11 protein-coding genes are annotated in these 14,712 nt (G+C 75.2%); 6 read left to right on the top strand and 5 right to left on the bottom strand.

Going from position 1 to position 14,712, the window contains the following annotated elements:
- Positions 1–180: 180 nt before the first annotated feature.
- Entirely contained in the window at positions 181–963 is a 783-nt protein-coding gene (locus AB0399_RS38230) for a hypothetical protein (RefSeq protein ID WP_329373723.1), read from the bottom strand.
- Between the two features lie 385 nt (positions 964–1,348).
- Here AB0399_RS38230 and AB0399_RS38225 point away from each other — a divergent pair, with 385 nt between their 5' ends.
- From AB0399_RS38225 to AB0399_RS38215, 3 genes are all read left to right on the top strand, one after another.
- A complete protein-coding gene (locus tag AB0399_RS38225; protein ID WP_366414417.1) occupies positions 1,349–3,700 on the top strand; it encodes a hypothetical protein in 2,352 nt (783 codons plus the stop codon).
- On the top strand, positions 3,690–5,177 hold the full coding sequence (locus AB0399_RS38220) for a hypothetical protein (protein WP_366414416.1): 1,488 nt from the start codon (positions 3,690–3,692) through the stop codon (positions 5,175–5,177). The genes AB0399_RS38225 and AB0399_RS38220 overlap by 11 nt, the downstream gene beginning before the upstream one ends.
- A 485-nt stretch (positions 5,178–5,662) precedes the next feature.
- Positions 5,663–6,226 (top strand): DinB family protein, encoded by a 564-nt coding sequence (locus AB0399_RS38215; protein WP_366414415.1) that lies wholly within the window; start codon positions 5,663–5,665, stop codon positions 6,224–6,226.
- 99 nt (positions 6,227–6,325) lie between these two features.
- Here AB0399_RS38215 and AB0399_RS38210 read toward each other — a convergent pair whose 3' ends face one another.
- The gene (locus tag AB0399_RS38210) at positions 6,326–7,258 is read right to left on the bottom strand and encodes an oxidoreductase (RefSeq protein WP_366414414.1); all 933 of its coding nucleotides are present in this window, start codon (positions 7,256–7,258) and stop codon (positions 6,326–6,328) included.
- 104 nt (positions 7,259–7,362) lie between these two features.
- Here AB0399_RS38210 and AB0399_RS38205 point away from each other — a divergent pair, with 104 nt between their 5' ends.
- Positions 7,363–7,947, top strand: a complete 585-nt coding sequence (locus tag AB0399_RS38205; RefSeq protein WP_329373721.1) for a TetR family transcriptional regulator — start codon at positions 7,363–7,365, stop codon at positions 7,945–7,947.
- 79 nt (positions 7,948–8,026) lie between these two features.
- Here AB0399_RS38205 and AB0399_RS38200 read toward each other — a convergent pair whose 3' ends face one another.
- Positions 8,027–8,659, bottom strand: coding sequence for a MarC family protein (locus AB0399_RS38200; protein WP_329362821.1), 633 nt, complete (start codon positions 8,657–8,659; stop codon positions 8,027–8,029).
- Positions 8,660–8,994: 335 nt separating this feature from the next.
- On the opposite strand from AB0399_RS38200, the gene AB0399_RS38195 reads away from it, so the two are divergent.
- Together AB0399_RS38195 and AB0399_RS38190 are read left to right on the top strand one after the other, a co-directional pair.
- The gene (locus AB0399_RS38195) at positions 8,995–10,458 is read left to right on the top strand and encodes an MFS transporter (RefSeq protein WP_366414413.1); all 1,464 of its coding nucleotides are present in this window, start codon (positions 8,995–8,997) and stop codon (positions 10,456–10,458) included.
- Positions 10,459–10,631: 173 nt separating this feature from the next.
- Complete coding sequence (locus AB0399_RS38190; RefSeq protein ID WP_366414412.1) at positions 10,632–11,621, top strand: hypothetical protein; 990 nt, start codon at positions 10,632–10,634, stop codon at positions 11,619–11,621.
- A gap of 32 nt (positions 11,622–11,653) precedes the next feature.
- Here AB0399_RS38190 and AB0399_RS38185 read toward each other — a convergent pair whose 3' ends face one another.
- Both AB0399_RS38185 and AB0399_RS38180 read right to left on the bottom strand, forming a co-directional pair.
- On the bottom strand, positions 11,654–13,888 hold the full coding sequence (locus AB0399_RS38185) for an acyltransferase family protein (RefSeq protein ID WP_366414411.1): 2,235 nt from the start codon (positions 13,886–13,888) through the stop codon (positions 11,654–11,656).
- Between the two features lie 229 nt (positions 13,889–14,117).
- A partial coding sequence (locus AB0399_RS38180) for an SDR family oxidoreductase (RefSeq protein ID WP_366414410.1) occupies positions 14,118–14,712 on the bottom strand: 595 nt, incomplete at its 5' end.

Raw genomic sequence — 14,712 nt, 5'->3', positions numbered from 1 at the left:
CAACGGGCCCTGACCGTCTGGGTGGCGCGGGGGGCCCTTATCCTCTGGGCGCCCGGCGCCGACGGCAGCATCGAGATCGGCGGCCGCGTACTCCTCGATCCGGCCCGGCACCTGCGGCTCGGGTAGGGGCGAACGGCCCGCGGGTCGGCCGGATCGCCCGCCGGTCAGCCGATGATCAGGTCAGCCGGTCGTCGGCCGGTAGGCGTAGATCGTGGTGGCGACCTCGCACACGCTCGGCGGCACGATCTCCACCCGCAGCAGCTTGGCGGACGGGTCGTAGTCGACGCCCTCGGCCTCGAAGGTGCCCGAGCAGATGCTGCTCTGCGGGATCTGGAAGAGCGTGCTGACCTGCCCGGTGACCGGGGTGCCGTCCAGCGCGTGCGGCAGGTCGACCTGGAGGACGTCCTTCGTGGCGTCGTCGGAGGCGCAGACCAGCCGGGTCGCGGAGACGAAGTCGCAGCCCTGGATGTCCGAGACGCTGCGGTCGAGGGTGATCTGCCCGGCCTGGGCGAGGGTGCCGCCGGTGCTCGGCGTGGACGGGTTGGTCAGCGGTGCGGGGAAGACCTGCAACCGGGTCTCGGTGTTCCACTCGCCCTCCACCAGCCACTGGGCGTCGGGGGAGACCGCGGCGAAGGAGTTGTTGAGCGCCTCGCCGGAGTCCAGCGGGTGGGTGTAGTCGTACGACTGGCCGCCCGGCGTGGTGACCTCGAAGAGCTTGGAGGTGGCGTCGTCGCCGCCCTGGTAGGCGTCGAAGACGTAGCCGTTCGCGATGTCCGGGTCGCCGACGTGGTTCCAGCCCTGGACCCGCAGCCGCAGCGGCACCGAGCCCAGGCCCCGGGTGAGCAGCGAGCCGTCCGCCCGGCTGGCGATGCCCTCGCCGCCGGTGAGCGAGTTCACCGTCGAACTGCCCGCCGCCACCCACCCGCCGGGCGAGTCGTCGGCGTGCGCGGTCGCGGAACCCAGCGCGGTGGCTGCGGCGGTGGCGATCAGCAGCGCGGTCGCGCGGCGGCGCAGTGCGGTTGCGGTCACAGGAACCCCCAAGGTGGTCGGAGCGCGGCTCGGCGGACCGACCCCGGCCACGTGCGCAGTCCTGTGGCGGGCTCGGGCAGCCATGACCCTAGCCCCACCGGTATCACCCGCACCAGCACGCGTCGGCCAACTCGCCCTGAACGTCCGAGGATTGGCGGGTGCATGGCGAGTGCGGGCTGGGGGCGGCGCGGCGGGCCGCGAGCCGGGTGGCGGCGGGGCGTCGGGGAGGGGTGGCGGGACGGTCGCGCGGCCCGGCGGGGCGCTGTCGGTGCCGGGAACTACAGTCGTGGGTGGGTACAGGCACGACGGGGAGACGGCCATGGGGGACACGAGCGGAGCGGACGCGCGCCGATCGCCGCGCGGGGGCGCGCCGACGCGGGCAGCCGCGCTGATCCTGGCCGTCCTCGGCGTGCTGCTGCTCCTGTGCGGTGCCGGCGGCGCCAGCGCGGCACCGGACAGCGGTTCCGGGTCCGGCACGGGATCGGACGAGGGCAGCGCGGCGCCGCCCGTGTCGCAGTCCGTCCGGCTCGCCGCCGCGCTGCGCGCCGACCCGGTGTACGTCACCGACCAACTGCCGCGCGTCGTCCCGCGGTCCACCGCCCCCGCCTTCGCGGCGCTGGCGAAGACGACCGGCGTGCCGACGTACGTCCTGGTCCTGCCCGACCACGGCGGCTCCGGCGACGCCCTGCTGGGCACCGTCCACGACCGGCTCGGCCGCGACGGGCTCTACGTCGAGGTGGACGACATGGGCGTCGCCGCCGCCAAGGCGTTCGGCGTCCGCGCCCCCGCCGACGACGCACGGACCATCGCGCTGTACGCGCTGCCGTACGACGCGGGGCCGCTGCGCTCCTTCCGCGTGTTCACCGAGGCGATCGCCTCCGGCCCGGCGCGGGCCGCGCACCGCGCCGACCAGTTGGAGAAGAAGTACGGCAACACCGGCCGCGAGGTCGCCCCCGACTACATCGACAGCACCGACCGCGCCAACCAGTCCTTCCTCACCGGCATCGCGCTGACCTGCCTCCCGCTGTCCGTGCTGCTGATCGGCTGGTTCCTACGGGCCCGCCGGCGTCGTACGCGTGCCAGGGGAGCGGTCGGTGGCGGTGGTGCGGGTGGTGGCGTAGGTGGTGGCGGTGGCGCGGGCGTCACCCTCGCCAAGGGCGGCCGTCCCCCCGGCAAGCCCGCCGGCCGGTCCACGCGCAAGGGCGCCAAGGGCGCCAAGGACAGCCGCGGCGCCGAGGACCGTACGGTGCGCGGCGGGCGCGTCCGGGCGCTGCTGCCTGAGTCGGCCGCCGCGCTGCTGCTGGTCCTCGGCATCGTGCTCCTGGCGCCCCAGCTCTTCGACCAGACCACCGACAGCGCCGCCTCGCCGCCGACCCGCGCCGACCTCACCGCCCGGGTGGACCGGGTCGCGGCCGGCCTGCGGCAGGGCGCCGTCTACACCGACCCGGAGAGTCCGCAGGTGCTCGACGCGGCCCGGCTCGCCGAACTCCGCCGCAAGATCGCCGCGTTCCGCACCGGGCCGATCCGGCTCGCCGTGGTGCCCCAACTGCCGGACGACGAGTCGGCCGGCGACTCCGAGGCGTTCGTGACCGCGTTGCACGCCCGCCTCGCGGCCGACGGCGGCGGCGCCCCCGGCACCGACGCCGGCAAGGGCAGCGGCGGACTCTACGTCGTCGCGGACCCGCTCAGCGGCGACATCGACGTCTACGACTACGGCCTCCCGCTCGACGACCTCCGCCTCACCCTCGACCTGCCGATGGCCATCGCCTACGACCGCTCGGACGACGCCTCCGACGACAACCACCTCGGCGACCGCCTGGACCAGCTCATGGCGTACATCGCCAAGGTCCCGCACGCCGCCGCCGATCCGTCCTCCGGCCCGGACCAGCCCCCCGAGGCGGTCTCCGCCCACAAGCTGCCGGGGCTCTTCCACGGCGACTTCTTCCCGGGGCTGTTCGTCGGCGCGTTCGGCGCGGCCGTCCTGGTCGGCCTCACCGCCGCGGGCACCGGCACGGGCGCCGCGCTCCGACGGCGCGCGCGGCGCGGGCCCCGTCGTGCGGCGGTCGCCGAGCCGCCCTCGCGGGCCTCGACCGCCTACCTTGCGCAGGCCGCCCGGCGCGAAACGGACGCCCTGGCAACGCGGTTCGCGGCCGCCGCCCCGGACGCCCCGCACCGCGACACCGCCTGGGACTGCCTCGACACGGCGATGCTGCTCCTCGGCGACCACGACGGTGACGGCGACGGTCGTGGGGGCGACGGTCATGACGGCGACGGACGCGACGCGGGCGCGCGGGCCGCGGAGTCGGCCGCCGCGACGGTGCTCGCGCAGGCGGGCCTGGCGGCGCTCGCCGGACGTCCGTACTTGCACTGCTGCGCCGTCAACCCGCTGCACGGCGCCGCGGCCACCGGCGGCGCGGCCACCGACGCCGCCGGGCCGAGCGACCGCGTCCCGTCCGCCCGGCGCGCCGCCGCCCGCGCCGGCCGCCGCTGCGACGGCTGCCGCGCCGCCGCGTCCCGCGGGCCGGACGCGCTCGACCGCCGACGGCTCTTCCTGCCCGGCCCGCACGGGAGTTGGCGGCCGTACGAGGAAGCCCCGGGTCCGTTGCCCACCGCACGCGACGGGATCGCCCGGCTGATCGCCGGCACGAGGGAGTACACCCATGTCCAGTAGCCACCATCCCCCCGTGCTGCCGTCGCCCGCACTCCACGGGACGGTTCGGGGCGCCGTACTCGCCCTGCTGGCAGGGCTGTCGACCCTGTGCGGGCTGTTCGTGGCCGCGGCGCCCGCCGGTGCCGCGCAGGCGCCGGCCCGGACTCAGGCGCAGTCGCAGGCACAGGCGCGATCACAGGTCCACGCGCCGGTCCGGCTCGGCGCGCCCGCCACCGGGGGCACGGCGGGGCAGCGGATCGCGGACGCGCTGAAAGCCTCCCCGGTGTACGTCGACCCGGCGTACGCGGGCGCGGTGCCGCCCGCGCGGCAGAAGCAACTGGTCGCGCGGATCGGCAGGACGCACCTGCCGATCAAGGTGGCGCTGGTACCCCTGGTGAAGGGCGACGCGTTCGACGGCGACTCCACGGTGCTCCAGGGGGTGCTGCACGACCGGCTGGGGATGGGCAACCTCATCCTGATCACCATGGACGGCGAGTTCGGCGACACGCTGACCGGCCAGGAGTGGCCCGACGACACGCATCAGGTCATGGACGCGGCCAGTGCGGTCGGCCTGATGGACGACATGAAGAGCGCGGGCCTCGCCGACCGTGTCGCGAAGGCCATCGACCTGATCGCGAGCGGCGACGGCAAGAAGGCGTACGACCAGGCCACCGCCGACATCGGTGGCCCCCCGACCACGGCGAAGGCCGAGCACGGCAAGGGTGGTTCGGCCGGTTCCGGGCCGGGCGCGGTGGTGTGGCTGCTCGTCGTGGCCGCCGTCGTGGTGCTGGGCGGCGGAGCCGGTTGGCTGCTGCGGCGACGCTCCATGGCCCGCCGCGCCTCGCCGTTCGCCTTCCCGCGGGAGGTGTTCGCGGCCGAGGAGGTCGCCGACGAGGCCGCGCTCCGGCGCCGCGCCGAGGCCGAGGTGATCGCGCTCGGCGAGGCGGTCGAGGACGCCGACGCCGGTTCCCGGCCCGGCCTCGCCCGCGCGCTCGACGCCTACGCGGCCGCCGGCAAGGTGCTGGACGGCGCCCGTGGCATCCCCGACCTCGCGGGCGTGCTCGCCCTGGTCACCGAGGGCCGCGACGCGTTCGACGGCCGCTTCGACGCACTACCGCTCTGCTTCTTCGACCCGCTGCACGGCCGGGCCGCCCGCCGCCTCGTCTGGCGGCCGCTCGGCCGCCGCGACACGCTGCGGGTCGCCGCCTGCGCGGAGTGCGCCACGGCCGTCGAGCAGCACCGCGCCCCGGAGGTGCTCACCGACACCGCCACCGACGGCCGCCGCGTCCCGTACTTCGAGGTGCCCGCGGGCGAGAGCGTCTGGGCCGCCACTGGTTACGGCTCGCTCGTCCCGCCACCGGCTCCTGTAGCCCGGGCTGCCGCCGATGCGGCTGACGCCGGCGATTGCGACCGGTCCGTCGACCGGGATACGGGTCTTGGCGGCATCGCCCCCCGCGTCCTCGACGGCGACTTTCCCCGCCCGCGTCGCCCCCGCTGAGCCGCGGGCGAGAGCGTCTGGGCCGCCACTGGTTACGGCTCGCTCGTCTCGCCACTGGCTCCTGTAGCCCGGGCCGCTGCCGATGCGGCTGACGCCGGGGACGGCGACCGGTCCGTCGACCGGGATACGGGTCTTGGCGGCATCGCCCCCCGCGTCCTCGGCGGCGACTTTCCCCGCCCGCGTCGCCCGCGCTGAGCCGCGGGCGAGAGCGTCTGGGCCGCCACTGGTTACGGCTCGCTCGTCTCGCCACTGGCTCCTGTAGCCCAGGCTGCTGCCGATGCGGCTGACGTCGGCGACGGCGACCGGTGCGCCGACCGGGATACGGGTCTTGGCGGCATCGCCCCCCGCGTCCTCGACGGCGATTTCCCCCGCCCGCGTCGCCCCCGCTGACCCGCGGGCGATCGCGGACCGTACCTGACCGCATCGGCTCCTAGGGTCGAGAGTGTCAAGACGAACGGCACCGGAGACGGACCGAAGGGAACCCCATGCCGAGCCTGGTGAACGCGGAGACCGACGAGCGGGACGCACTGCTGGCCTTCCTGGACGCGCAGCGCGGCGGGCTGCGCCGCGCGGTCCGCGGGCTGACCGACGAGCAGGCCGCCGCGCACCCCAGCGCGAGCGCGATGGCGCTCGGCGGCCTGGTCAAACACGCGGCACACTGCGAGCACAACTGGGTCCAGGTCATCCTGATGGGCCGCCCGCAGGCCGGCCCCGGCCCGGCCGCCGACTGGCAGGCGGAGTTCCAGCTGCTGCCCGGCGAGACCCTGGCCGGCGTCCTCGCCGAGCTCGACGCGGTGGGCCACGCGACCCGCGCGGCCATCGCCGAACTCCCCACCCTCGACGTGCTCGTCGCGCTGCCCGAGGCCCCCTGGTTCCCCAAGGACGGCAAGCGCAGCGCCCGTTGGATTCTGCTCCACCTGATCGAGGAGCAGGCTCGCCACGCCGGCCACGCCGACCTCATCCGCGAATCCCTCGACGGCGCGCAAGCCTTCGACCTGCTCGCCCAGGAACAGCAGGAGCAGCAGGAACAACAGGAACGGCAGGAGTAGCACGAGCGGCTGCGGGAGCAAGGGGGGAGCCGTCACCCCATACGAGCGCCGGGACATCGTCGTCGACGCCTTCTTCGATCTCGCCGACGCGATCGTCAGTCAGCAGGTCGGAAACAGGAACCGTACGTCGGTGAGCCGCTCCGACAGTTCCCACAGACGGCGGCCGGTCCGGGGATCGGCTGCCGCGGGGGACAACCGCACTCGTGTCGGGCCGCCGCGCAACTCGGCGAAGCCGTCCGGCCCGATGAACTCGCCGCCTTTCACGTCCGGGGCGGTGGCCGCGTACAGCTGGGGCAGCGCACCCCGGTCCGGGGGCTGGGCAAGCGGGGCGAGGACGTGGCCGAACAACACCTTCACCCTGTTGACGGGCGCACTCGTCTGGAGGTTGGTGGAGGTGTAGCCGGGGTGGGCGAGCAGGCTGCGCACCGGGCTGCCGGCCGCGGCGAGCCTCCGGTGGAGTTCCCGTCCGAAGACGGCGTTGGCGAACTTCGACTGGTTGTAGAACCCCATGGGCGAGTACGTGCGCTCGCCGGAGAGGTCGTCGACGTGGAGGTGCCCCTGCCGGTGGTTGGTCGAACTCACCGTGACCACGCGGGGGTCGTCGCCCTCGGTCAGCAGGTCGAGCAGCAGACCGGTGAGCGCGAAGTGGCCGAGGTGGTTGCTGGCGAACTGCAACTCGTGGCCTTGGGCGCTCAGTGAGCGGGGCGGCGCCATCACTCCGGCGTTGTTGACGAGCACGTCCAGCCGCGGGTGATCGCCGCGTAGCCGATCGGCGAATGCTCGGACCGAATCGAGATCGGCCAGGTCGAGGCGGCGCACCTCAAGGGTGGCGTCAGGCTGCTCAGCGGTGATCTCCGCGGCGGCCAGGCGGCCTTTCGCCTCGTCGCGCACCGCGAGGATCACGTGCCCGCCCTTGCGGGCGAGTGCCCGGGCGGTCGCCAGGCCGAGGCCGCTGTTGGCACCGGTGACGACGAACACCCGCTTGGCCTGGTCCGGGATCTGGTGGGCGGTCCAGCGCTGGTTCTTCCTCATACGGCACACGCTGCCTTCTATGGCACTCGGTGTCAAGAAGGTACCGGGTGTCATGGATGGCGTGGCGATAGGATCGGACGGTGAACTCCCGCCCTGAAGTCACCATGGCCCAGCGCAAGCGCCAGCTCGTCTCCGACGAGCTGAGCGAAGCGGCGCTGCGACTACTGGCGTTGAAGGGGTTCGACGCGGTCACCATCGACGAGATCGCGGCCACCGCCGGCGTGTCCAAGCGAACGTTCTTCCGGTACTTCGCCTCCAAGGAAGACGTGGTCGTCCGGTTCCTGGCCGACATGGGCAGCGGCATGCGCGCGGAGCTGGCGTCTCGCCCCATCGACGAGCGGCCCTCCGTGGCCCTGCGGCACACGGTCTGGGTCCCCGTGGCCGCCTGCGCCGACCATTTCGACAGGGCACTGCGCGTGGTTCAGCTGATCCTGCGCACCCCCGCCCTGCGCGCACGCTTCCTGGAGCGCCAGGACCAGTGGCGCGACGACTTGGCGGCGGAGTTGGCGCAGCGCCTGGGGCTCGATCCCGACACCGATCTGTACCCGCGGCTGGCTGCCGGGATGGCGCTCACCGCTTTCGACACCGTGCTGCGGCGGTGGAGCGACAGCGACGGCGCTCAGGACCCCGCCGAACTGACCGCCCAGGCGTTCGCCACCATCGTCCCGGCACTTGACTCCATCGAGTGAGGCAGGGCGCCGTCGAGCGGCTGGGCAGGGTCCCCGCCGACGCCGACGGAGCCCCGCGGACCCCCGCGGACCCGCGGGATCAGTGTCCGCCGCGGCCCAACCCGGGGACGCCGAGCGCCGACAGGCCGTCGAGCATCACGTCGACGCCGACCGCGGCGAGCAGCAGGCCGAGCAGGCGGCTGAGGAGTTCGGTGATGGTGTGGTGGGTCCGGCGCAGGAGCGGCGCGAGCACGATCACGCAGGCGAGGTCGAGCACGATCACGGTGTCGTACGCGCCGACGACGGTGCCGCGCCAGGTCCACGAGTCGCGCTCGGACGCCTCGATGAGGATCGCGGTGAGCGCCAGCGGGCTCACCACGAACGGCATCAGCAGCGCCCTGAGCCCGCTCACCACGTCGGGGTGGTCCTCCTGCGGCCCGTCGGGGCCGAGTTGCACGCCGAGCACGAGGCTGATCGCGTAGATGAAGAAGATCGCGCCGCCGGCCAACTGGAGCGCGGGCGGGGAGATGTGGAACAGCTCCAGCAGCCAGGGCGCGGTGAACCCGGCGAGCGCGCCCACCGCGACCGCCACCGCCGACGACAGCAGTGCGATCAGCCGCAGCCGCCTCCGGTCGTGCACCCGCGCCAGGTGCGCGAACGACAGCAGCACCTTGGGCGGCCCCACGACGGAGAAGAACGTGATGAACGCGGCGGCGAAGTTCTTGGTGACCATGGGGCGCATCCTCGGTCCGCCGCGCCCGGCCGCGGCGGACCGACCCGCCCGGGGCGGAAAAAGCCCGCGCCGAGCGGACGTGCCCGGGCGGAGCAGAAAATGCCCGCGCCGGGCGGAAGGCCCGCCGCTACGATGAGCCGGTCGTCCACGAAGGAGAGTTGAGGTGCCCGGTCACCGAAGCGCGCGCTGACGCCGTAGGTCGTATCCGACCCGTCATCGCGTGCTGCCCCTGAAGTCGAAGAGCGGCACAGCGAGCCTTTCCCTGCCCGGTTCCCGGCGGGCCGCACCCGCGCGCCCCGGAGCCGGCGCCGCTCTCCGCTACCCAAGGGGCACTCGTGCCGACCGCAGTTGGGACACCCTCTCCCCGTTCCTCCCGCTCTTCGCGTTCCTCCCTCTGGCGGGACGCCGACTTCCGCAGGTTCTGGGCGGGCGAGACCGCTTCCCAACTCGGCGAGCAGGCCGGCCGGACGATCCTGCCGCTCCTCGCCGTGGTGGCACTCCACTCGGGCCCCGGCCGGCTCGGCGCCCTGCGTGCCGTCGAGCAGGCGCCGATCCTGCTCTTCTCGCTGCTGATCGGCGTGTGGGTGGACCGCCGGCGGTCCCGCCGGTTCATGGTCCTCGCCGACCTCGGCCGCGCCGCGGTACTGGCCGCGGTCCCGCTGGCGTACCTCTTCGGCGGCCTCGGCCTTCCGCTGCTGCTCGTCGTCGCGTTCCTCACCGGGTCCCTGTCGGCGTGCTTCGACGTGGCGTACCAGGCCACGCTCGTACGGCTGGTGCCGCGCGACCGGCTCACCGAGGGCAACAGCGCGCTGGAGGGCAGCCGGTCCGCCGCCCAGATCGGCGGGCCCGCGCTCGGCGGCGGGCTGGTGTCGCTGCTGTCCGCTCCGGTCGCGGTCGCGGGCTGCGTGTTCTTCTTCGCGCTGTCCGCCCTGTCGATCCGCCGCATCCGGCGCCCCGAGCCGCGACCAGCGCGGGCCAAGCCCGTATCCGTATCCGTGCCCGCGTCCGTGCCCGTACCCGGGTCCGAACCGACGTCCGAGCCGGTGTCCGAGCCCGCGGCCGGCCTGTGGTGGCAGATCCGCGACGGACTGCGGCTCGTCGCCGGCGACCCCGCGCTGCGGGCCGTGGGCACGGCGTCGGGCCTCTTCCAGTTCTCCTTCGCCGCCCTGATGACCGTGTACCTGCTGTTCCTGCCGCGCGCGCTGCACCTGTCGGGCGGCGCGGTCGGCCTGGTGCTCGCGGCGACCGGCCCGGGCGCGCTGGTGGGCTCCGCGCTGTCCGCCCGGCTGCCGGCCAGGATCGGATACGGCGTGGTGCTCGTCGGCGCGGCCGCGCTCGCCGACGGCGCGATGCTCTGCGTGCCCGCGCTCCACGGCTCCGGCGCCGCCACCCTCGGCGCCCTCATGGCGATCAACTTCGTCTACGGCGCCTTCAGCCAGCTCGTCAACGTGACCACCACCGCCGTCCGGCAGGCCGTCACACCGCTACGGCTCCAGGGCCGCGTGGTCGCGACCATCAACGTCGTCGGCATGGGCCTGGGCCCGTTCGGCTCCCTGACCGGTGGCGGTCTCGCCGCCCGCTACGGGCTGCGCGCCGCGCTGCTGGCGACCGCCGCCGCGATGACCCTCTCCCCGCTGTACTTCGCCTGCTCCCCGCTCGCCCGCCTCGGCCGGAACCTCCCGGACCCGCCGGACGACCAGGACGAGCCGGACCTCCCGGACCAGGCGCCGGACGCCCTCCGTACGGCGGAGACCGGCGACCGGACGAGCCCGACGCGGGCCGGCGACGCCTCCCCGTGACCGCGCGGCGACGGCGCCAACTCTCCGCACCCCGCTCGGTGTTCGGGCCGCGCCGCCCCAACTGGACGGGAAGCGCCGGGGGCGGGCATCCGCCCCGCCCCCGGAGCACGGCTCGCGGTGAACTAGCCTTGCGGCCCATGGGAAACGGGAGCCCGGAGAGAGGAGCGGGGCCAATGAGCACACCGGCGACTCGTCCGGGTCGTGCGGCGGACGACGCGGACGACCCGCGGATGGACTACTGCTCGACCTGCCGGCGTACCCTCAACGGCGCCTTCATGTGCCCGGGTTGCGGTGCCTACGCGCCCGACATCGACCCGCGCGGCCCGGCCGGGCGGGCACCGGCCGACCTGCCGCCCGAGGACGGCGAACCCGTGGACGACCTCGCGGCGGAGCCGGACGGCGCGCCCGCCCCCGAGGCGCCGACGGTGTCGATCCCGGCCGTCCCCGAGGCACCCGAGACGTCAGCGCCCGAGACGCCATACGACCGCGACCGCGAACCGCCCCCGGCGTCACGCGGGTCCGCCACCGCGGAGCCGACGGCGCCGCGCCCGGACGCGCCTTCCGCCGACGCCTCCCCGGCCGGCCCGCCCTCGGCCAAGGTGGCGCTGCCCCCGGAGCGGCCCGACCCGGCTGGAGCGCCCGAGGTCTCCGCGACCTCCCCGGCCCGCACGTCCGGCGCCGGCCCGCGGCCGGCCCCGGGCACCGGTCCGGAACCGCTCGACGAGCGGCGCCGCAGAAACCGCCGCCGCGCCGCGGTCGTCGCCGCGTTCGCACTCGTCGGGGGCGGCATAGCCGCGGCGGTCATATCCGCCGGCTCCTCCTCGACCCCGCCCGCCGCGTCCGTCCCGGACGACCCCTCGCCGCACGGCACTTCGGCGCCGGGCGCCGCCGCGCCCGCCTCCAGCGCGCCGCCCCGCAGCCCCTCCACCGGGCACCCCCGCACCTCGGCCGGCCGCCCGCCCGCCGCAGGCCCCGGCACCTCCGCCTCCTCCGCCCCCGCCACACCCCGGGCAGCGGGCACCACGGCCTCCGGCAGCGTCACCACCCCCAGCACCGGTACGTCCGCACCGCAGTCCGCGTCGCCCACCGGCACCCCGACTTCCGCGCCCCCCACCACCCCGTCCGGCAAGCCGCCCTGCGTGCTGGGCATCTGCCTGCACTGACCCGCACCCGCACCCGCCCCAGCATGTCGCCGTCAGGAGTCGCCGGCGGTCAGGGTGTCGGCGAGGCTGGTCGCGAACAGCGTGGTGCCGGCGCCGCCGCGCGGGTGGACGTGGTCGATCCACAGCAGGCCCAGATGGGTGGCGACGGTGGAGTACCAGTCGTCCAGGAGCACTTCGGGGTGGTCGGCGTGGTAGTCGCGCACCGCGCTGTTGACGCTGTCCTGCCACGGGAACGGCCCGCGTACGGTGGTCAGTACGATCCGGCGGTCGCCGACCACGGCGCGGACGTGGTCCACGTCCTGCGTGCTGAACGTCGCGTTGGTGCCGAGCGCCAGCACGACGGTGCCGCGCAGCCGGTGCTGGGCCAGGAGCTGCGCGCAGATGTCGGGGGCGTCCTCCATCATCCGCCCGACCTGGGCGTAGAGCTGGATGCCGGGCAGCACCCGGTGCAGATCCTGCGCGGAGCCCAGCGTGATCGAGTCGCCGATCATGGTGATGTCGCTGCCGTCGACCGTGCCGGGCGCGAGGGAGGGAGCCGCGGAGGGGGACCGCTCGGCCGGCGCCGACGAGCCCGGGTCGGCGGGAGGCGCGGGCACCGGGGCCGGGGGAGACGCCGGGTCCGCCGCCGTATCGGACGAGCCGTGGGGCGCGGCCAAGTGGGCGTCCCCGCCGCCCTTCCCGGCGAGCGTCGCCTCGTACTTCGCCCCGGCCTGCAACTGGCTCTGCAGGGCGCTGGGCGCCGACGCCGGACTGACCAGCACCGCGGCCGCCGCGAGCGCGACCGCGCCGACCACCACCGCCAGTGCCGGGTGCCGCCTGACCACCCGGGCCCGCGGAACCGTACGGTGCGCGCGTCGCAGCAAGGTGGCCGGTGCCGGGAGCGGTCCGGCCGCTGCCTGCCCTCGCCGCGCCTTCTCGTCCCGCGGAAGCGCCCCGCCGGCCCGCGGAACCGTCGTGTCCCGCCCGGCCGTGCCGCCGTGCCCGGCTGTCCCGCCGTGCGTTGCGGTCTCGCCGCGTGTTGCGGTCTCGCCGTGCCGGGCCGTCTCGCCGTGCGTTGCGGTCTCGCCGTGCCCGGGCGTCTCGCCACGTGTTGCGGTCTCGCCGTGCCGGGCCGTCTCGCCGCGCGTCGCCGTACGGTCCGGCCGACGGCGCAGGGCCGCGGCGATCGGCCGCTGCACCAGCCGCTGGCCGGCGGCGGCGAGGAGCAGCGGCGCGAGGAGTTCCACCGCGCGTACGGCCGTGGAGGTGTCGGGCCACAGGGCGTTCGCGGTCACGACGACCGGCCAGTGCCACAGGTAGAGCCCGTAGGAGTGCCGGCCGAGCAGCCGCAGCGGTGCGGTGTCCAGCAGCCGCGGCTGCGCGTCGAGCGCGCAGCCCGCGCACACCACCGTGGTGGCCAGCGCGACCACCGCGAAGCCCCACCCGTACATCACGCCGTTGCCCGGGCCGAGTACGGCGAAGCCGGCCAGCGCCGCGAGCGCGGTGCGCACCGCGGCCCGGCCGCGGTGCGGCAGCCGGGCGGCGTAGCGGGTCAGCGCGGGCAGGGCCAGCGCGGCGGCGCAGCCCGCGAGGAGCGCGCCGCAGTGCGAGTCGGTGCCGAAGTACGCCCGGGAGCCGCCGGCGGCGCCGGGGCCGAGCGCGTGCATCCGCCACAGCGACGTCGCCGCGCCGCCGGCGGCGAGCACCGCGAGCGTCCCGGTCAGCAGCGGCCGGCGGCGGCCGCGCGCGAACGGCAGGAGGACGGCCAGCAGCAGCGGCCAGACCAGGTAGAACTGCTCCTCCACGCTCAGCGACCACAGGTGCTGGAGCAGCGGCGGGCTGCCGAAGTGGTGGAAGTAGTCGGCGCCTTGGTGGATCTGCCACCAGTTGTTGACGAACGCCAGCGACGCCAGGGTGTCGCCGCGCAGGCCGTCGCCGATGCCGGTCCCGCGTCCTGCCGTGAGCCGCGCGGCCACCGCGCAGGCGGTCAGCACCAGCAACAGCTCGGGCAGCAGCCGGACCGCGCGGCGCCGCCAGAACCCGCCGAGCCCGATCCGGCCGTCCCGCCGGTGCTCGGCCAGGAGCAGATGGGTGATCAGGAAGCCGCTGATACCGAAGAAGACGTCCACGCCGAGGTAGCCACCGGGCAGCCAGTCCGGGTCCACGTGGTACGCGACGACGGCCGCGACGGCGAGCGCGCGCAGCCCGTCCAGACCGGCGAGTCGCGGACCTCGGGCCGGCGGCCCGGATCTCCGGGAGGCGTTCCGGTCAGCGTTCCGGTCAGCCACTTGGCCGGTTCCCGGGCCGGTGTCCTTACGGGGCCCCGGGCCGGTGTCCTCGCGGGGCGCGGGCGGGTCCGCCGGCCCGTGCAGGCGGGAGGCGGCGGGGGGACGGGACTCGGGCAGCGGGGCAGACGAAGGCACGCTCCACCGTAGGAACGGCCCCGCCGACCCCGCGCGTGCTGATCGACCATCAGAACTAACAGATCATCAGATCATCACCCGAACGTGCGAACGGTCAGTAGAAGATCGGGCCGCGCGCCCCGCCGCCGGCCACCACCGGGTCGCCGTTGAGCGCGACGCTCTTCGGGCTCGCCAGGAACGTGATGACGTCCGCGACCTCCTCGGCCGTCACGAGCCGGCCGATCGAGATGCCCGCGGCGGCGGCGCGCTCCACGTCCTCGACGCTCACGCCCCGGTTCGCCGCCATGGTGGCGAGGGTCTGCGGGGTCTTCTCGGTGCGGGTCAGGCCGGGGTGCACCACGACCACGTTCACGCCCTGCGGGCCGAGTTCGTCCGCGAGGTTCTTGCTCAGCGCGGCCACCGCCACGTTGCGCACCGAGCCGACCACCGAACCGGTCTGACGCGCCGCCAGCCCGCTGACGTTGATGATCCGGCCCCAGCCGCGTTCGGCCATGGCCGGCGCGAAGGCCCGCGCGGTGCGCAGGTAGCCGCGCACCTTCACGTTGAACTCCTCCTCCAGGGCGTCCTCGGGGAAGCTGCCCGGGCTGGGCGTGGCGGCGGCGTTGACGAGGATGTCCACGCCGCCGAGCGCGCGGACCGCCTCCGCGGCGAGCGCCGCCACCGAGGCGTCGTCGCCCGTGTCGGCGGGC

The organism is Streptomyces sp. NPDC088194, assembly GCF_040702025.1.
Classification (GTDB): Bacteria; Actinomycetota; Actinomycetes; order Streptomycetales; family Streptomycetaceae; genus Actinacidiphila.
The sequence above is the reverse complement of the archived record's forward strand: the minus strand, read 5'-3'. Positions and strand labels throughout refer to the sequence as shown.